19 protein-coding genes are annotated in these 19,319 nt (G+C 40.7%); 11 read left to right on the forward strand and 8 right to left on the reverse strand.

The window, feature by feature from the left end; genetic code table 11:
• Positions 1 to 5: 5 nt before the first annotated feature.
• Entirely contained in the window at positions 6 to 875 is an 870-nt protein-coding gene (locus ABWV45_RS05490; protein ID WP_353349499.1) for an acyl-CoA thioesterase, read from the reverse strand.
• A 385-nt stretch (positions 876 to 1,260) separates the two neighbouring features.
• On the opposite strand from ABWV45_RS05490, the gene ABWV45_RS05495 reads away from it, so the two are divergent.
• From ABWV45_RS05495 to ABWV45_RS05505, 3 genes are read left to right on the forward strand one after another with little or no spacing between them, the layout of a single operon-like run.
• Entirely contained in the window at positions 1,261 to 2,157 is an 897-nt protein-coding gene (locus tag ABWV45_RS05495; protein WP_353349501.1) for a 3-hydroxyacyl-CoA dehydrogenase NAD-binding domain-containing protein, read from the forward strand.
• A 40-nt stretch (positions 2,158 to 2,197) separates the two neighbouring features.
• A complete protein-coding gene (locus tag ABWV45_RS05500; protein ID WP_353349503.1) occupies positions 2,198 to 3,112 on the forward strand; it encodes an alpha/beta fold hydrolase in 915 nt (304 codons plus the stop codon).
• A 9-nt stretch (positions 3,113 to 3,121) separates the two neighbouring features.
• Positions 3,122 to 3,958 (forward strand): enoyl-CoA hydratase/isomerase family protein, encoded by an 837-nt coding sequence (locus ABWV45_RS05505; RefSeq protein WP_353349505.1) that lies wholly within the window; start codon positions 3,122 to 3,124, stop codon positions 3,956 to 3,958.
• A gap of 64 nt (positions 3,959 to 4,022) precedes the next feature.
• Here ABWV45_RS05505 and ABWV45_RS05510 read toward each other — a convergent pair whose 3' ends face one another.
• The 5 genes from ABWV45_RS05510 to ABWV45_RS05530 all read right to left on the reverse strand — a co-directional run bounded on the left by ABWV45_RS05510 (position 4,023) and on the right by ABWV45_RS05530 (position 10,672).
• The gene (locus ABWV45_RS05510; protein WP_353349507.1) at positions 4,023 to 4,604 is read right to left on the reverse strand and encodes a class I SAM-dependent DNA methyltransferase; all 582 of its coding nucleotides are present in this window, start codon (positions 4,602 to 4,604) and stop codon (positions 4,023 to 4,025) included.
• 46 nt (positions 4,605 to 4,650) lie between these two features.
• A complete protein-coding gene (locus tag ABWV45_RS05515) occupies positions 4,651 to 7,947 on the reverse strand; it encodes a carboxyl transferase domain-containing protein (protein ID WP_353349509.1) in 3,297 nt (1,098 codons plus the stop codon).
• A gap of 388 nt (positions 7,948 to 8,335) precedes the next feature.
• On the reverse strand, positions 8,336 to 8,671 hold the full coding sequence (locus ABWV45_RS05520; RefSeq protein WP_353349511.1) for a zinc ribbon domain-containing protein YjdM: 336 nt from the start codon (positions 8,669 to 8,671) through the stop codon (positions 8,336 to 8,338).
• Between the two features lie 44 nt (positions 8,672 to 8,715).
• The gene (locus ABWV45_RS05525) at positions 8,716 to 8,934 is read right to left on the reverse strand and encodes a hypothetical protein (protein WP_353349513.1); all 219 of its coding nucleotides are present in this window, start codon (positions 8,932 to 8,934) and stop codon (positions 8,716 to 8,718) included.
• A 142-nt stretch (positions 8,935 to 9,076) separates the two neighbouring features.
• Complete coding sequence (locus ABWV45_RS05530; protein WP_353349515.1) at positions 9,077 to 10,672, reverse strand: ABC-F family ATPase; 1,596 nt, start codon at positions 10,670 to 10,672, stop codon at positions 9,077 to 9,079.
• 220 nt (positions 10,673 to 10,892) lie between these two features.
• On the opposite strand from ABWV45_RS05530, the gene ABWV45_RS05535 reads away from it, so the two are divergent.
• The 3 genes from ABWV45_RS05535 to ABWV45_RS05545 all read left to right on the forward strand — a co-directional run bounded on the left by ABWV45_RS05535 (position 10,893) and on the right by ABWV45_RS05545 (position 12,693).
• Positions 10,893 to 11,177 (forward strand): antibiotic biosynthesis monooxygenase family protein, encoded by a 285-nt coding sequence (locus ABWV45_RS05535; RefSeq protein WP_353349517.1) that lies wholly within the window; start codon positions 10,893 to 10,895, stop codon positions 11,175 to 11,177.
• A 116-nt stretch (positions 11,178 to 11,293) separates the two neighbouring features.
• Complete coding sequence (locus ABWV45_RS05540) at positions 11,294 to 12,322, forward strand: AraC family transcriptional regulator ligand-binding domain-containing protein (protein WP_353349519.1); 1,029 nt, start codon at positions 11,294 to 11,296, stop codon at positions 12,320 to 12,322.
• A complete protein-coding gene (locus ABWV45_RS05545) occupies positions 12,319 to 12,693 on the forward strand; it encodes a hypothetical protein (protein WP_353349521.1) in 375 nt (124 codons plus the stop codon). The genes ABWV45_RS05540 and ABWV45_RS05545 overlap by 4 nt, the downstream gene beginning before the upstream one ends.
• Before the next feature lie 192 nt (positions 12,694 to 12,885).
• On the opposite strand, the gene ABWV45_RS05550 is transcribed toward ABWV45_RS05545, so the two are convergent.
• Complete coding sequence (locus ABWV45_RS05550; protein ID WP_353349523.1) at positions 12,886 to 13,425, reverse strand: cysteine hydrolase family protein; 540 nt, start codon at positions 13,423 to 13,425, stop codon at positions 12,886 to 12,888.
• Between the two features lie 152 nt (positions 13,426 to 13,577).
• On the opposite strand from ABWV45_RS05550, the gene ABWV45_RS05555 reads away from it, so the two are divergent.
• Positions 13,578 to 15,110 carry a sodium:solute symporter family protein gene (locus tag ABWV45_RS05555; protein ID WP_353349525.1) on the forward strand — a complete coding sequence of 511 codons (1,533 nt, stop codon included), beginning with the start codon at positions 13,578 to 13,580 and terminating at the stop codon, positions 15,108 to 15,110.
• 184 nt (positions 15,111 to 15,294) lie between these two features.
• On the opposite strand, the gene ABWV45_RS05560 is transcribed toward ABWV45_RS05555, so the two are convergent.
• Entirely contained in the window at positions 15,295 to 15,675 is a 381-nt protein-coding gene (locus tag ABWV45_RS05560) for a RidA family protein (RefSeq protein WP_353349527.1), read from the reverse strand.
• 190 nt (positions 15,676 to 15,865) lie between these two features.
• On the opposite strand from ABWV45_RS05560, the gene ABWV45_RS05565 reads away from it, so the two are divergent.
• The 4 genes from ABWV45_RS05565 to yihG all read left to right on the forward strand — a co-directional run bounded on the left by ABWV45_RS05565 (position 15,866) and on the right by yihG (position 19,123).
• Positions 15,866 to 16,822 carry a phytanoyl-CoA dioxygenase family protein gene (locus ABWV45_RS05565; protein WP_353349529.1) on the forward strand — a complete coding sequence of 319 codons (957 nt, stop codon included), beginning with the start codon at positions 15,866 to 15,868 and terminating at the stop codon, positions 16,820 to 16,822.
• 132 nt (positions 16,823 to 16,954) lie between these two features.
• Positions 16,955 to 17,758: a hypothetical protein gene (locus tag ABWV45_RS05570; RefSeq protein WP_353349531.1), complete on the forward strand. Its 804-nt coding sequence runs from the start codon at positions 16,955 to 16,957 to the stop codon at positions 17,756 to 17,758.
• A 7-nt stretch (positions 17,759 to 17,765) separates the two neighbouring features.
• A complete protein-coding gene (locus ABWV45_RS05575) occupies positions 17,766 to 18,095 on the forward strand; it encodes a DUF2956 family protein (protein ID WP_353349533.1) in 330 nt (109 codons plus the stop codon).
• 92 nt (positions 18,096 to 18,187) lie between these two features.
• Entirely contained in the window at positions 18,188 to 19,123 is a 936-nt protein-coding gene (yihG, locus tag ABWV45_RS05580; protein ID WP_353349535.1) for a 1-acylglycerol-3-phosphate O-acyltransferase, YihG family, read from the forward strand.
• Positions 19,124 to 19,319: the final 196 nt, after the last annotated feature.

The following is a 19,319-nucleotide window of genomic DNA, read 5'->3' on the forward strand; positions in this document are numbered from 1 at the left end:
AACCACTATTCTGTTATGCGTATGAGGCCTTCTTGCGCCACCGAAGCTATTAACTCACCACTTTGCGTGAAAATACTGCCTCTATTCAGGCCTCTCGAATTGCCCGTCCAAGGTGTATCCATAACATACAATAGCCATTCATTTACATTTATATTATCCGAATGAATCCACAAAGAATGGTCAATACTGGCCGTAACCACATGTTCATCCATCCATAACACATCATGAGGGCGACCACTGGTACTCAATAAGGTTAAGTCTGTAGAGTATGCCAATACCCCTCGGTGCAGGGCTTGATTGTCGGGCAAAGGCTCTTTTGCTCTAAACCAGTTTGCCTGCGTCATTTTCTTTTCGCTACGTATAAAATGGGCTTCACCGCCCATAGGTCGTAAGTCAATTGGACGATAGCGGTTTAACATTTTGTAAATATCGGCTGAAAGGACATCCTGATTTAAATCAGCTATTTGATTTTCATTCAATAGCTCTTCAGGTGAAGGCATATCAGGCATCTCTATTTGGTGGGCGTATCCATCGGTCTGAGCCTGAAACGAAGCCGTTAAACTAAAAACAGGTTTATCATTTTGCAAGGCGACTACACGGCGATTACTGAATTTACGCCCATCTAAATCGCGATAAACATGATAATGTATAGGCAAATCACTATTGCCCGGACGAATAAAATAATTATGACAAGAGTGCACCTGTTTTGTCGAATCAACGGTTTTAGAAGCAGCCATTAGCGCCTGAGCCAAAACTTGCCCACCAAATACGCGCCCCGTTGAAAGCGACAATCTATGCCCTAAAAAAACATCATTTTCTAAAGGGTCTACATCTAAAAGGTCTTTCAAATAGAAAGTGGGTTTTAGGTCATTCATCTCTCATATCCCGCTCTATTGTGTTTAAGTTCTATTAGAGTGAAGCAACAAGAACTCTTAAACAAAAGCTGTGCATTCTATCGCTATTTCGGTGATATACGACACATTTAAAACAGAACGGTCTATCCCAAAATTCAACACTTACCAATTCCATCTCCACCAAGATAAAACAACTTCATAATTCGCTATTAATTTTTATTATAAAACCTCAAAAATCGATCAACTTATAATCAATTCCATTCCTCATTCTCAATTTTCTAGATGTTTATCCACTTCATTTTTCAAATCGATACGCCGTATTAATAAGCACCACACTCTGGCGCGTTTTACCACTCAAGAGTAGCCTGCTATGCTGGCGCCACACAAAATTACGGCGAATTAATTTATGCAAATTCCAGAAATTAAGACTGTTTGTTTTATCGGTGCAGGCACAATTGGCGCTTGGAATTCACTGATTACAGCCGCAGCAGGATACGAAGTTATAGTTTATGACATTTCACAAGATATGTTAGATAGCGCTCCTGAGCGCCAAAAACACTTCCTGAAAGGGGCGGTAAAACTGGGAGCAATTCAAGCCCAAGAAGCAGAAATTGGTTTAAGCAAAATCACTTACACCACCAACCTTGAAGAAGCCATTAGTAATGCTGATTTAATCAGCGAGTCTGTACCTGAAAAAATTGAACTGAAGCGAAGTGTATTCAAACAACTTGATGAAATTTGCCCAGAAAAAACCATTTTCACAACAAATACATCTTCATTATTAGTATCAGAGATTGAAGATGCCGTAGTTAGACGCGACAAATTCGCAGCCTTTCATTTCCACTTATATGGGGGTCTTGTTGATATCGTTGCAGGTCCAAAAACCGCGGAACACATACCACAGCTGCTATACCGTTTTTGCCAATCATTGAACCAAACTCCAATTATTCACACCGCTGAGAAAGACGGTTATTTGTGGAACACTTTATTAATTTTAAACCATAAAAATTCAATCATGCTCGTTTTAGACGGTTACGGCAGCATTGAAAACGTCGACCGTTCTTACATGGCTGGAGGCTATAATGGCATAGGTCCTTTTGGGCAATTGGATATGGTCGGTATCGATTTAGCTAGAGATATTTTTCAAGCCAAATATGAACGTGACGGATATATAGACTTCAAACGTTGTGTTGCGTTTTTTGATGAATACATTGCCCGAGGTGAGTACGGAATGAAAACAGGAAAAGGCTTTTACAGCTACCCTAAACCTTTATGGCAACAACCAGAGTTTTTAAAAGGTTAAACCCTCTTTTAATACCACCATTATAAAAAGCGAGCATAAAGTGGCCTATTTTACAAAAGACAACGCACAGCTTCATTACATTGATAGCCTTAGCACTCATCCAGAAAAACCTTACAAAGAAACCATCATTACCACCCATGGCATGAGTGAAAGTCATTTGTATTGGTCTCTATCTGGCATCACTGAAAGTCTCATTAACGCAGGCTACCGTGTCATTAATACCGACATGCGCGGCCATGGTTTTTCAGAAGTGAGCGGTGAAAACAAAGGCTATGATATAAATACCTTAGTAAACGATATTGAGGCAATGGCCAATCATCTTGAACTTGATAAGTTTCACTTATTGACTCATGCCACCGGCGGTATTGTTGGATTTCGCTATGCTATGGAACACTCTGACCGCCTACTAAGCTTACTATCAACCAACACTGGCTCAGCTACATATCCGTCAAGTGAATACGCTGAGCTGACAGACCCTAATGCGAACATCCCGCCTTTAAGTGAAATAGACCTCAAACGAAATTCAAATTTAGCAAGAACCTTCAAAGGCCAACGAAAAGGTGATATGGCAGAATTTGTACGCCAATCTGCGGCTAAAAATCCATTTTTGTCTGGCATGTCAAAACTTGAAAATTCCGAAACCGCCTTCGCGCTTTATACAGCGTGTTCTTTTGTAGGCAATCCAGAAAACATTGCCGATTTTGTTGATGCCTTTTATACCTCTTACGACCCTTGTATAAAAGGTTTACGCCAAATTCAATGTCCAACCCTCATGTTAGTCGGTGAATACGACATTCTATTTATTAAACCAGCCCAACTGGTGGCCCGTGAAGTGCCAAACTGCGAACACGTGACTATGCAAGGTATTGGTCACATGACAGCATTCGAAGCGCCTGAACAACTGACAAAAATACTATTAGGCTTCTTACAAAAAAACAGCGCCACAGCGGCCTGAGGTTATCCAATGAGCTATGAATTTCAAACCCTATCGGTTGATAGTCAAGACGCACTTGCCACTGTAAGCATCAAAAACGGTGATATTAACTTACTTGACGCTCCTCTTATTAAAGACTTGTACAAGTGCTGCAAACAAATCAGTGAAGACAACACAATTAAAGTGGTTATCTTTCAAAGTGCTAACCCTGAATTCTTCGTGGCACACGCCGATGTCAATATGATAATGGCCGCAGCACAAACCCCACAGCCTGATGGTCAAACCCCCAGCATGCTGCAAAGCCTGTACGAGTTAATTCGTAACCTACCTCAAGTGACCATTGGAAAAATTGCCGGTGTCGCGCGAGGTGGTGGCAGTGAGCTACTACTGGCCATGGATATGCGCTTTGCCGCAAAGAACAAAGCACGCCTTGGTCAACCTGAAGTTGCCTTAGGCTTAATCGCTGGGGCTGGTGGTTGCACACGACTACCCAAATTAATGGGCCGTGGACGCGCCATGGAAGTACTACTGGGTTGTGAGGATTTTGATGCCGAGCTAGCCGAGCGTTACGGCTACATCAACCGCGCCATTGACGACAGCGAGTTAGATAACTTTGTAGACACATTAGGCAAGCGCATTGCCCACTACCCTGCCCATGCGTTACAAGCTACAAAAGCCTTAGTGAACGAAATGGAGCAAATCCAGCCACAGGATTTTGGCCGTGAATATGGGCAGTTTTATGCCACTGCTACAAAAAACGGCATGGCTGAGCGCATGCAACAAGCCTTAGACAATGGTTTGCAAACGTTTGAAAAAGAAGTGGATGATTTAGCGAAGGTGACCGACCCGCTGCCGTATATGAATTAATATTCTTTTTAAATCATATGCAAAAAAATAACGACCTAAGTATGCTTAGGTCGTTATTATTAAATTATTTATGCGCTATCACCATTATGACATCCATTTTCTCACTCCCTTTTTTTATAGAAAAAGGCAAAGATATCGAACTAGAAATATAACCAGCCTGCTGTAAAGAAACCTCAACCTCTTTTTTTGAGAACCCTATATCGGAACTATCTGTAGTTTTTAACCAATCCCACTGAACAAGCAAGCCACCTTTTTTTAGTAACTGGTTAAGTAATTTTAGCGTTTGCTGGTAGTTAGGCACAAAAGCCAAAGCAGATGAAGCCACTATAAGATCAAAGCTCCCGTGTAAGCCTTTATTTGTATCAATAACGTTTTGGGTAAGCTCACTATTCATGATGGATACATTTGTAAGGCCTTTACCTGAGAGTATCGCAATCATTTTTTCAGATGGATCAACAGCTAATACAGATTGCGCACACTTAGATATTTTTTCAGTCAGTAGCCCCGTTCCACAGCCAAAATCCAACACGTTAAGGTTCTTTAACGTTACGCTATCTATTAGGGATTCATATGCCTTTTCACAATAGAAAACCACAGCTTCATTGGTGTCCCAGCCACCGGCATAATCATCCCAACTATTACTCATAACCTCTCCATTACGATATTATTTTTTGAGTCTAAACGTTATCAAGCTACCATGTATCGACAAAACGCATCTTCTTGCCGTCACGTTTTTGAGCCGGTGCAGATGAACGTAAACCGCGCAAAATACATTGGCGAGTCTCTGCTGGGTCAATCACTTCATCTAACTCCAAGGTGGCTGCCATACTGGTAGCCTTGCCTAACTCATAGGATTTATTTACTAATTTATCGAACAAGGCTTTTTGTTCTGCTGGGTCTTCAATAGCCGCAAGTTCTTTTTTGAAGCCTAAACGTACAGCCCCTTCAAGCCCCATGGCACCAAATTCACCCGTTGGCCATGACATGGTAAATACGCCTGCGTGGAAGCCGCCACCCGCCATTGCCATGGCACCAAGGCCGTAGCCTTTACGAAGTACAATGGTAAATTGAGGAATGGTCATATTGGCCATAGTCACAAACATGCGCGAAAAGTGACGTACCTGTGCGTTTTTCTCCGCTTCTGGGCCCACCATGAATCCCGGTGTGTCACATAAACTAATCAATGGAACATCAAACGCATCGCATAATTTAATAAAGCGCGAAGCTTTGTCAGCAGCTGGTGTATCTATAGCGCCGCCTAAATGTTTTGAATTACTGGCAATTAAACCAAATGGACGGCCTTCAATACGGATAAACGCAGTGATGATACCGTGACCAAAATTCTCACGTAATTCCAATACAGAATCGACGTCAGCCACGTATTCAATTACTTGGCGAATGTCATAACTGCGTAAACGGTTTTCAGGAATACAATGACGTAATAATTTTGGATCATGCTGCTGCCATTCATTCACACTACCTTGGAAATATGAAAGATACTGTTTGGCTTTGGCTACCGCTTGAGTTTCATCTTCGACTAAAATATCAATAACGCCATTAGTGGAATGTACTTGGCTGTCGCCCACTTCTTCTGGTGTATATACACCTAACCCCCCCCCTTCGATCATAGCTGGCCCTGCCATGCCTACATTGGAGTTTTTAGTGGCAATGATGACATCGGTACATCCTAATAGTGCGGCATTACCTGCAAAACAACGACCATTCACAATCCCCACTAATGGCACTAAACCCGATAGCGTTGCCATGGATGACCATGTGTCTAAATCTAATCCAGCCACCACTGGGTAGTCACTATCACCCGGGCGACCGCCACCCCCTTCTGTAAAGAACACAACCGGTAATTTTTGCTCGTTGGCCAGTCGTAACATGCGGTCGGTTTTTTTATGGTTCATCACCCCTTGAGTACCTGCAAATACGGTGTAGTCATAACTCATGACAATGCAGCGGGTTTTATCCTCGCTGAATAAATGCCCATTAATTGAACCAGTACCCGCAACCAAACCATCCGCTGGGCTCAACTGAATTAACTCTTCTTGCGTACGGCGGCGGCGTTGAGCCGCTAACGCTAATGAGCCATATTCTAAAAAACTATTGTCATCGAGTAAGTCATTAATATTTTCACGGGCCATACGCCCGCCTTTTGCGTGACGTTTCTCAACCGCCTTAGGGCGACTGTTATCTAAGGTTTTTGCTTTACGACCCAGTAACTCTTCTAGGTCTGGGCGAATATAGTCAATATCAAATTGTGCTTCTTCAGAGGTGCTTTGACCTAACTCCTCTGAAATTTCAATAACCGCTAACGCGTCACCTTCGAACGCAGCACTTCCCACTTGAGCTAAAACGTCTATCACTCTACCACTAGCCGGAGCGGTGATAATGTGCTCCATTTTCATGGCCTCTAATACAGCAACTTGTTGCCCTTTCAAAACAGTTTCATTGGGTTCTATACACAACTCAACCACAACGCTTTGCATAGGTGCTTCAACCGCCACCTCATAATCTTGCAATGTTTTTTGTTCACTGGCAGCTTGTTGATGAGCTGCGTGCTCACCCTGAGCTTCGATAAATAAAGGGTGATGGTGATCTATTGTATTGAGTAGACGTTCTAAATTTTGATCAATATACTGAGTTGATACTTTGTTTTCTTGCACCGCATTTTGACTTAACAAGCTTTGTAAAAAACGAATATTTGTTTCAACGCCGTTAATATGACATTCACGTAGTGTGCGTTGTGCTTTTCGTACTGCTTTACCAAAATCATCACCCGTTGTATAAACAATAAGTTTAGCTAAAAGGGAGTCGTAATACGGGCTGGTGGTAAAGCCTGCAAAGCCACAACCATCCACACGCACACCTGGGCCACTTGGCATTTCAAAATGCGTTAACTTTCCAGAAGTGGGAATAACACTACCATCAGCTTTTTGTTGTTCTGTGTTTATGCGCAGCTGGATGGCATACCCTTTTGGTTTAGCAATTTGGTTTTGAGTTAAATTTAATTCAATTAAACTTTCACCCCCTAATACACGTAATTGGCTTTGTACTAGGTCAACACCTGTAATGGCTTCGGTAATGGTATGCTCAACCTGCACGCGAGGATTGGCTTCCATAAAATAAAAGTCATCATGTGCATCTAATAAAAATTCAAACGTTCCTAAGCCTCGGTAATTTAATGCGCTGGCTAATTTCACAGCACTGGCACAAATGGCATCACGGGTGGTTTGTTTTAAACTTGGGCTTGGAGCAATTTCAATCACTTTTTGTTGGCGACGCTGCAACGAGCATTCCCGCTCACCTAGGTGTGCAACATTTCCTTGGCCATCTCCAATAATTTGAATTTCGATATGACGCGGTTCTTGAATTAATTGCTCAACGTAAACGGCGTCGTTTCCAAACGAGGCCAACGCTTCTGACTGGCAACGTGCAAATCCGTCATCTAACTCGACTGCACTTCTTACTGGGCGCATGCCACGACCACCGCCACCAGCAATGGCTTTGATCATAATTGCAGCATTGTCACCTAGGCTTTGATAAAACGCTTTAGCTTCATCCAACGTTACTTGATTTTTAGAGCCTTGCGGCAACGGAATATGATGTTTCATGGCTAAATCCCGTGCTTTGGCTTTATCCCCTAATGCATCTAGGGTGTCAGGGGTTGGGCCAACAAAGGTAATACCTGCGACTTCACAAGCCAAAGCCAACTCTTTGCTTTCACTTAAAAAGCCATATCCTGGGTGGATGGCATCACAACCATGGGTTTTAGCCCCTTGAATCATTTGGGCAATATCTAAATAAGCGGTAACACCCTTGCCTTTTAGAGCATAAGATTCATCAGCTTTGCGCACATGTAAAGCACCTGCATCATCCTCAGCAAATATCGCCACACTCAGCATTTCAAGCTCAGCTAAGGCACTGGTAATACGAATGGCAATTTCGCCTCTGTTGGCGATTAATACTTTGGATAAGGCCATCTTAGTTGCTCCTGAATCTAATAACAGCCAACCAGTTTACTTACTAGCCAGCCTAGAAATGCAAAAGCGAGATTATAGCATTATGGATAATAAATAGTCATTTTTAGCCGCCACACAATAAGCCAAGACTAGATGAGCCATATTTTAAAAATAAGCAAAGGTGAATCTTAAATTTGAAGAAATGAGACACTGGAATTAATAGATATATAGCAATAATTGGTGAAAGTAAGTCTTAAATAAGTGCTGCTAGCGTGAGTTATTGTGGTTATAAATAATCGGGATACCCCTAAACCACAATCACAAAATTAATACACAGGTTGTGCTAGAAGGTGATCGGCGATGGCAGAGTCCTTATCTATTTTTCCACTACACAAAAAAAGCATGAATATCATGCTTTTTTAACAAACGCAGCCGTCACCATCATTTCACCTGCACCTTCAACTTTACAATCTAACTGATGATCTTTTCCCTCTACTATTGTGCGGATTAATGCCTTGGTTCCGATTTTTAATACCTGAGAACTACCTTTTACTTTTAAATCTTTTGCCAGAGTCACTTTATCTCCTTCGCTCAGCAAGGTGCCATTTGCATCTTTAATATTTAATCTGGCATCCTCTAATTGCTCCTCTGGGTTCCACTCATATGCGCATTCAGGGCAAACTAAGTTAGCTTGATCTTGATAAACATATTCGGACTGACAACTTGGACACAGGGGTAAGGACATAACAAATCTACTTAATTTAACTATCTTTTAATAAAATATTTTACTTAATCATCATCTTGCATTGGGATTGAGCACTTACCAGAGGCAAGATCTAACAATTTCTGTTCGATACTTATTTTTTCAGCGTCAGACATAGATATTGATGCATTGTCAGCTTCGAATTTGAAAGCACCTTGAGAGTGATCAAATTTAATTTTCCCAAGAATTGTCCCGTTATTATTAATACAATCAAGTTCCTGCTGAATGGATAAGAACAACACCATCTCCAACCTCTTTTACTTCTAATATGATTTTTTTGCTATTTCAAAGTGATATCTACGCACTGCCTAGCTTCAAACACTAAAACGCAGAGTCAAAAAAAGCGAATCTAAGATTCGCTTATAGAAAACAAATTTAACTTGAAGCCTAAGCTTCTAAACCTTGTGATTTAAGGTAATCATCATAACTACCATGGAAATCAACAATGCCTTGCTCGGTGATTTCGATAATACGCGTCGCTATGGAACTTACAAATTGACGGTCATGGGATACAAAGATCAACGTGCCTTCATAGTTCTCTAGGGCAAGGTTTAATGATTCAATGGATTCCATATCCATATGGTTGGTTGGCTCATCCAATAATAAAATATTTGGAAATTGCATCATCAACTTACCAAATAGCATACGCCCTTGTTCACCACCTGAAATCACTTTAACTGACTTTTTAATATCGCTAGCACTGAATAACATACGACCAAGTTGACCACGAACTACTTGTTCGTCATCACCTTCGTTTTTCCATTGATCCATCCAGTCATATAGGTTCATATCTTGTTCAAAGTCACTTGAGTGATTCTGAGCATAATAACCAATATTTGCGTTTTCAGACCATTTAATGGTGCCGCTCTTTTGCTCCATTTTACCAGCAAGAGTGTGCAGCAAAGTGGTTTTACCAATACCGTTTTGACCAATCACGGCGATTTTTTCGCCTACTTCTACCATTAAGTTTACTTGTTCAAACAAGGTGTTGTCTTCGTAGCCTTGCTTTAACTCTTCAACCACCAAGGCATTACGAAACAGTTTTTTCTCTTGTTCAAAGCGAATAAACGGTGATTGACGGCTAGAAGCTTTCACTTCATCAAGCTTAATTTTGTCTAATTGTTTCGCGCGACTGGTTGCTTGCTTGGCTTTAGATGCGTTCGCACTAAAGCGGGATACGAAAGTTTTAAGCTCCGCAATTTGTGCTTGCTTCTTAGCGTTATTGGCCAGCATACGCTCACGGGCTTGTGTCGCAGCTGTCATGTATTCATCATAGTTGCCGGGATAAACACGTAATTCGCCATAATCTAAGTCGGCCATGTGAGTACATACACTATTTAAAAAGTGTCTATCGTGCGAGATGATGATCATAGTGCAATTACGATCATTCAGTACGCCTTCTAACCAGCGAATGGCGTTAATATCCAAGTTGTTGGTTGGTTCGTCTAAAAGTAGGATATCTGGATCAGCGAATAGTACTTGCGCTAACAATACTCGCAGCTTCCAACCCGGAGCGACCGCACTCATAAGGCCGTAATGCTGTTCTATGGGAATATCTAGACCTAAAAGCAGCTCCCCTGCACGAGCTTCTGCGCTGTAACCATCCATTTCAGCAAATTCTGTTTCTAAATCGGCCACTCGCATACCGTCTTCTTCGGTCATATCTGGGTTGGCATAAATGGCGTCACGCTCACTTTTCACTTTCCAAAGCTCGGCATGGCCCATTAGTACAGTGTCGATAACTGAATATTCTTCATAAGCGAACTGATCCTGATTCAACTTCGCCATACGCTCGTTAGGATCAAGGCTAACCGTACCTGTGGTTTGCTCTAGCTCACCGCCTAAGATCTTCATGAATGTGGATTTACCACAGCCATTGGCCCCGATCAGACCATAGCGGTTGCCTTCACCGAATTTAACTGAAATATCTTCAAATAGGGGTTTATCCCCAAACTGCATGGTGATGTTAGCCGTTGAAATCAAGTTAGACACCTAAAGGGTTAATTAACGTTTAAAATGGGCGCGAAGGTTACCCTTTGTTGCCTATTTGATCAAATGGTAATGGCATTTAGAAGGGTTTTTGCTCGGTTTCTAAGAATGTAGCGTAATATGCAATCCTCCCTTGAAAGTATACGCACTAAGTATTAACTTGAAGGGGTAGGCATCGCCTATTTTGTATTTACGTTTGCTAATGGATTAAATCATGATCAAAGTTATCATTGAGCGCAATATCGCAGAAGGCCTTGAGTTAAATTACTTAGATGCAATCCGCACCACTTTAAAAGCTGTACTGGAAGCACCTGGTTATATTTCGAGCGAATCTTTGACAGATATTCACCGCCCGAATCACAGAATCATTGTCACTAACTGGACATCTGTTCAAGCTTGGGAAAAGTGGCATCACTCTGAAAACCGCAAAAACTCACTCGCGGGCATTACCCCCATTTTAAACGGTGACGAAAAAGTCACTGTGGCTGAAATCCGCTAACCCTATAGGGTAACCATATGTATAAGGTTACCCTTTTAGTATTACCTCTTGTGGTAACCCCCGTTACCCCTTATATTGCCACCATTATTTTAAGTAGATGCTAGGTTTGTCTTTGCATGCATGCACTATCTGAACCCACTGTTGGATTAGCTTCAGCCAGAGCCATTATTGATTTTTTCCAGCAATTTAATATGGATACAAAAGCCTTAGCTGCTGAGCTTGGGGTTGAAGAATCTGTATTAACTGAGGCTGACCATCGCCTGCCCATTAGTATCTATCATGCAATTTGGGACTTAGCAGTCAAAAAAAGCAATCGCCCAGATATCGGCTTGACCATCGCACAAAACGAAGGCATTGAAGATTTAGGCTTAGTTGCTCATGTTGTATACAACAGCGCCACCTTAAAAGAAGGCCTAGAGCACTACATACGTTTATTTGGTGTAGTAAACGAAGCCATTGAACTTGAATACGAAAACATTGGTAATAATTGCCACCTGCGTTATATCTATAAGTCTCCAGAATATTACAACATTCCCGATATCGAGCGCACTATGGCTATTGTTGTACTGCGTACAATTAAGGCCGTTGGTCTTGAAACGTTATTTTACGAAGTGAATTTTCAACACAGTAAACCTGAATACTTTCAAAAATTTGAAGAAGTATTCCCATGCAAAGTTAAATTTGACCAAGCTTACTGCGAAGTGATTTTTGATAAAAAAATGCTAGGTTTAAAACCTAAGCGCCGCAATCCTCACATGCGAGTGGCGACACTTAGTTACGCCAACCAGATGCTATCACGACTATTCAAGCGCAGTATAACCAGCAAGGTTAAACGTTTAATTGAAAAGAATTTGAGCGATGGCGGGTTTGATGCTGATCAAACAGCCAAACAATTAAACATGAGTCGCCAAACCTTATACCGTAAATTAAAGAATGACGGCTCATCCTATAGCGATCTAGTAGACACCGTAAAACAAAATAAAGCCTTTTACTTGCTTAAGCAGACGCAACTGCCACTCACGGTTATAGCCTACGATTTAGGTTTTTCTGAATTAAGCGCTTTTACTCGTGCATTTAAACGCTGGACAGGACAAACCCCTGCGGATTACCGTAAGAAAAGCGTGAAAGAAAAAGGTGGTAAATGAGACCCCAAAGAAGCTCACTTATTATTAGAGGGTTAATACTAAGCGTTCTAACCCTTAACTCCTTTTCCACTTTTTCTCAAACAAATAAAGTCCAAGTATTTAATCAATATAATGATATATTTAGAGTTCAAAATATAAACTTTGACCATCAAGTCGTCTCATTTTCTGGGTCAATAAAAGTAAATGGTAAGGTTATTTTTGAGATTAGAGAGGATGAGCCCGGAAAACCCGAGTTATACAAAGCTGCTTTTATCCCATATGACATTGAATTTTTTCCATATATTACCGATGGATATTACCCAAAAAAACTAATCAAGATAGATTTGGTAAATCTTAACGACGCAAAGAAAATAATATTTTCTGAACAATAATGGCAAGATATTGTAAATCAACATAAGCCTTATATAACTAGATACGGAACTGTCGAGATCACCAATTACGCTACTTCAATTGAATGCGACTCACGACAGTACTATGCCAAATTAAAATCCTTCAAAGCTAAATTTAAGGAACTCGCTTTTTCCGAAAACAATAAGATTATGATTGGATGTTAAAGATCTCAATTAAATAACGTCTTCGGACTTTTTCACCACACAAAACTCACCATTTAAACTAGCTAAATGAATTTCATGTATTTGCTCTGCTGAATAATACACACCATCAGGGCCTGTTCGATCAAACGTAGCTACCGCATCACTCACTAAGATCACATTAAAGCCTAGGTTCCCTGCCATACGTGTTGACGTAGATACGCAATGGTCTGTGGTTAAACCCACGATAACAAGAGAGTGGATATTTTTGGCACGTAAATATTCCTCAAGCTCAGTACCAATAAAGGCGCTATTCACGGTTTTTTTAAACACAGGCTCGCCAACTGCAGGTTGCGCAAAACGCTTAAATTGATTGCCTTCAACTTCTGGGCGTAACGGCGAGTCCGGTTCGGTGGAGCAATGCTGAATATGAATTACAGGCCAGCTTTGTGTACGCCAGTACTCCAGCAATTTTTTCATATTCGCTTCAGCTTGAGAGTTATTTCTGACACCCCATTTAGGGTCATCAAATCCTTTTTGAACGTCTATCAACAATAATGCTGAGATTCCCAAGGGTATTTCCTTTATATTGCATTGCAAAGATATGATATCCCCCTAGTTTGCCATAGGCTAAACGTTTATTCCAAAACATGCTTTACACACAGGCTCAGTCTTTTAAAATTCGTTCCCTAATTTAAAATAACAACAAATGACGCATTATAACCATGACAAATGAACTACTCACTTGGGCTTGGATTTTCCTCATCGCCTACATCGCCGCCATGATTGGTATTGGTATTTACGCTGGTCGACAAGTAAAAAACGGGGATGACTATGCCGTTGCACGAAATGCTTATGGCCCTTTTCTTTTAGCATTGGCATTTGCAGCCACAACTGCCAGTGGTGCCACTTTTATCGGTATCCCTGGACTTGGTTATAGCTTAGGTGTGTCATCTCTGTGGTATCCGTTTTTATATCCTGTCGGGGTGTATATTGGGGTATTACTTTGCATGAATGCTGTTGCAAAAGGCGGTGCAGCATTTGGCAGCCGGTCTATTCCCGAATACTTAGGTGAGCGTTATAAAAGTGATTTCATTCGCTTGGCGTTTTCAATTTTCTCGTTAATTCTATTATTTTATTTAGCAGGCCAATTAGTTGCTGGTCTAGTGATGTTTGAGCAAATTTTAGGATTAGATAAAGAATACGCCCTTGCCTTAACTACTATTGTTCTACTTATCTATGTATCTATAGGTGGCGCACACGCCGATATTATCACCGATGGGGTACAAGGTTTAATGATGCTGGCCATTGCATTATTCATCGTATTTTTGTTTGTACGCGGCGTAAATATAGATGGAAACTTTGTACCAGTGTTGGATATATTAAAACAAAGCGACCCGTCATTAGTCACTCCTTTTAAAGAAGACAATGCCTTATTTGGCTCCCCGCTAACTATCTTTTTAATGGTGATAGCTCACATTCCTCTAGGCATGTTACCGCACATTGGCAATAAGATTTGGGCACTAAATAGCCATTCAGATCGTAAGCGATTCTTAATCATGGCGTTTATATTTGCCATGATTCTGCCATGCATGGCGTTAGGTGGGCTAATGGCCCGAGCCGTTTTAGGCGATGATTTACTGCAAACAGGGTTATCACCAAACGAATCTATTCCAGCCCTATTCATTGAAATTATGCCCGCTTGGTTTGCTGCATTACTTTCTGTGGCTATTATTTCTGCCATTATGTCCACGGCTGACGGCCTTGTGATTTCAGCATCACAAGTATTTGCTAACGACATTTATCGTTTAAGTATTGTGCCAAAGTGGCACGCACATTTAAGTGAAGAAGCAGTGGACAGGCAGGTTTTGAATATTTCACGTTACGCAACTGTGGCCGTACTTGTTGGCTCAGCGTTTATGGCTTGGGCACTATTAGATGTGAATATTGCTCTTATTGTATGGATAGGTATTGGCGGAATGACTTCAGCTCTGGCTGGTCCACTTGTACTGGGCAGTCAATGGAGTGGCGTGAATAAGTCCGGTGCCATCGCAGGCATGATCTGCGGTGCTGTTACCTTTATACTTTTACACTCAGGTATTCTTGCTTTCATTGTAGGTGCTGCACCTGAAAGCTGGTTGAGCATACAATCCTCCAATGCATTTACCTGCTCGGGAATTGGAGTAATCGTATCCGTTACGTGTACCGTAATCATGTCATTGATGTCATCTAGCAATAGACAGGTACTTGAAACTTAAATACTAGGCTATTGCTCATCATAAAAACTAAAAATGCCCACTGATGTGGGCATTTTTAGTAACAACAAGACGTTTCTTGTTTGGTCATTAAGTGCTTCGAGCAAGCTATCCTCAAGAGCGCCTCATTACCAAGCATTTCCGCTCCTATGAAGTTAACAAAAAATACTAAACGCCCTTCCAGCATTCAATGCTTTTTCGCCGTTACTTGAATCTCAACTTTCATATCATCATTCATTAATCGAGCTTCAAACATCATCGCCGCTGGTTTTACTTCACCTAACCACTTTTTAAATACTGGCCAGCAGGCTTTAAAGTCATCTCGGTTCGGAAAAATATACGTGGCGCGCACTATGTCGCTAATGTCGCTTCCCGCCTCCGCTAAGACATTTTGAATGTTAACGAAGCATTGTTCCGCTTGCTCAACCACATCATCACTAATAGTCATTGCGTCATATTGATAGCCTGTCGTACCGGAAACAAATACATAATCCCCATCAACTACCGCACGGGAGTAACCAATTTGATTTTCAAAATCAGAACCGCTAGATATCAATTTACGAGACATATAAGTCCTTATACAAATACAGTCAAGCCATCAGGTTATGCATAATACCACAACAACGCATATACAGCTTTTACACCCAGCCTATAAATAACTGGAGTATAACACCTAAAGACCTGCCTAAAAAACAGTCAAGAAGCTACCTACTTTAAGCTTAAATAGATATAATCCCCCTGTTTAGTAAGGGTTATGTATGGGTTTATTGAGTATTTTCACTTCAAGTAAGAGTTTCGCCCTTCCGATTATAGGAAGCACGTTGTTAAATGGTTTGGGTTTACACGTTTTTCGCATTCGTTTAGCCAATGCTTTTCTTGCGTTACGCCGCGTTCAAGTCGGCGGGCTTTCTCGCCCTATAGAGTATAAAACTTTTAAAAAAGACGGTGTGCTTGTACTTGAAAATTTTCTGCCTGAAGATCAATTTAAAACTCTTACTGCAGAAATAAAACAAACCATGTCCGCAGCGGATCAAACAACCCCTATACAAAACTACGGAGATTTAGGCTTCGGGCAAAAACACAGCTTTGATTGGGGTTTTGATCGCTACGATGGTGATACTCTCAATCGTTTTTACAATATTGATAGCAAGCAAACATCGGTACAGGGTTTCTTGGACAACCCAAAACTCAAGCAGTTAACATCCCTATGTGCAGGTACATACCACGATAAAGATAAATACTTTTTATATAAGCTACTTCACGGTGAAGAAGCTCAAAATCAGGACATTCAAAAAGCCATTCATCGCGACACATTCCATAGTGCCATTAAACTTTGGTATTTTATTGAAGATGTAACACCGGAGCATGGTCCTTTTTCCTATGCTAAAGGCTCAAATCATATGGATACACGCCGTTTATCATGGGAAAAACGAAAAAGCATAGAGGCTAGCCAAGCGAACAAAGGTGGCGCTTTTAGAATTACACCTGAAGAGCTAAACCAACTTAATAGTGGTGAGTTAAGTTCATTCCCCGTAAAAGCCAATACTTTAGTTTTAGCCGATATCCGTGGATTCCATTGTCGAGGCCAAGCCTTAGCAAATCAACAGCGGCTTAGTATTTATGCTAACATCCGCCCCGCACCATTTTTACCTGCCTTTCATACTGGCAAACTTAAACAACTGCGCAGTCGCATTACGGGTTTCCTTACTAAGTAGCGACAACCTCTGCCATATATTGTATTTTTTTGTGCACTGGCTTTCACTTTTAGGTATTACTCAGCAACATATTAGGCATACTTCCCTCTAAGCATTTTCAGGCATCCAATACATATTAAATACGGATAACATATGGATATTACTTGGCCATTTTGGGTATCAGGGCTTTGCGGACTATTATTTAGCCTAATTATCATAGCGTTAATTTTTAACAGTCAATTTAGACAAGACATGGCCGCCTCAGAGGGTAAAGCAAATCTATTTAATGTGATATCCATTGAAGGAGCCTTTATATTGGTACTATGTGGGTTACTATTCACTGGTTTAATATACCCTGTCGCATTCCCACAAAACCAATTTAAACATACCTTAGAAGCCCACTCACTTTCTCCATTAAGTGAAAAAGCCTTTGTTAAAAAATTCATTAAAATGAAGCATGATTTTGACCAGCTAACTGCCCAAGTTGATTCAGAATATATTAGCCTTGAAAGTTTAATAGACTTCATAAAAGATCTATCTCCTGAATCAGAGCTTGCTAAAAACCTATTTCCTATGCCTGCTAAAAAAATGGGGCCATGGAGTCCTTTTCCAAACTCAAAGAAAATTCGAGTCTCCATACCCTCATATAAAATTAAGGCTGGTCATGCACTTTCATGTCAGGAATTCTATGGCGAACGATTTCAATTAATTGGACAACCTGGGCAAAGTACCTCTCCTGTAACAGTGGTAACTGATGGCTATATTTTTAAAACAGCTGATTGCCACCGACTGGTCAGTTATGATCTACAAATATCATGTGAAGATGCCAAAATATTATTTGGTGAACGCACGCTCACCTGTGATAAAAATGGTGAAGCAAAGTGGTTTAATAAACCCAAGGACCTTAGCGTGTACCTTACGCCTAGCCATGATCATTCAATAATTAGTAAAATGTAATATTCTTATGCCTAAATACTCAAAAAAATCGATCTCAGATAAATCCCTAGACGAGGCTACAACCATAGCTAACGGAACAAAAAAACAGGGGCAGTCTAAAGAACAGAGCAAGTTAATTGCTCAAGGAATTGCAAAAGGCATAGAACAATACAAAAAACAACAAAAAGCTAAAGCCCGAGAAAAAGATAAAGAACTGAAAAAACAACTAAAACAGGAACAACAAAACCAAGAGCCAGAAATAGCACAGGTACAACCAAGACGCTCCATGCTTCTCTTGCCTTGGCTACTATTAACCGTATCTTGGGTTGGCTTTATTACGTACTATAGTCAAAATTAACCTTTAGAATTTATAATTGTGTATCAAACAGTCATCCATAATATGGTGTATTCAAATCATGATCACATCAACAGGTAACCTTAGGCACTGTTATGCAAAATAAAGCCTTTGATCAAGTCATTGGAGTTGTTAGTGCGCTCGCTTTGCTGGCCCACACCTTCATTTTAGGAACTTTCTTATATCTTGCTATAGTTCTGAAGGTTATCTCACCTAAGTGGCTAGTGCTTAAAATCTTTGATCCTATTATCGTTTTCATTGCCAGTATGTGGTTGGAAGGAATTTTATGGTGGATTGACTGGGTATATCGTCCTAAGTGGAATATTACTGGTGTCGACAACCTTCACAAACATAACTGGTACTTGTTGACCGCTAATCATCAAAGTTGGGTAGACATTTTTGTCTTATATAAATTATTTCACCAAAAGGCCCCTTTTCTAAAATTCTTTATTAAAAAAGAATTGCAGTATGTTCCCATTGTGGGGCAAGCATGGTGGGCATTAGACTTTCCATTCATGCAGCGTTACTCAAGGGAGTTTTTAAAGAAATACCCTGAAAAAGCAGGTGATGACATGAAGGAGACTCAAAAAGCGTGCGAAAAATTCTCGGTAGTTCCTACCAGCATTATGAATTTTTTAGAAGGCACTCGATTCACCTCTGAAAAGCACACAAAACAACACTCCCCATACAAACATTTGCTCAAACCTAAAGCGGGAGGCTTAGCGTTTACGATTCAAGCTTTAGGCGATAAATTCTCTTCTATTAGTAACGCCACAATTGTTTACCCTGATCATACACCGACATTTTGGGATATGATGTGCGGTAAAATTGACCACATACTCGTAGAAGTAAACTCAATCCCAATTCCCGCTCACTTTAGTCAGGGAGACTATCAGACTGACCGACAACTAAAGCAAGAGATACATACTTGGGTTGCTCAGCTTTGGCAGCAAAAAGATCTCGATATTGAGCGGATGCTCTGTGAACACGGGCAAAAGCAACTGGCATCAAGCAGATTTGCCAAGAATTAGCCCTTTTGAATCAAGCCCAATTACCAACACAACACCATTACAAATAGGTTAAAAAGTGAGTATTTTTGATGTTTTTTAATATTTAGCGGTATATAGAAGATAAATCGAAATTTATTCCATTTAATAGCTCGTTTAAGCCAAGGATTCGTTGACAAGTATCCTGAGCGGCATATAATTAAATCTAGCTTGAAAGTAA

This window comes from Oceaniserpentilla sp. 4NH20-0058, assembly GCF_040371755.1.
Classification (GTDB): Bacteria; Pseudomonadota; Gammaproteobacteria; order Pseudomonadales; family Oceanobacteraceae; genus Bermanella.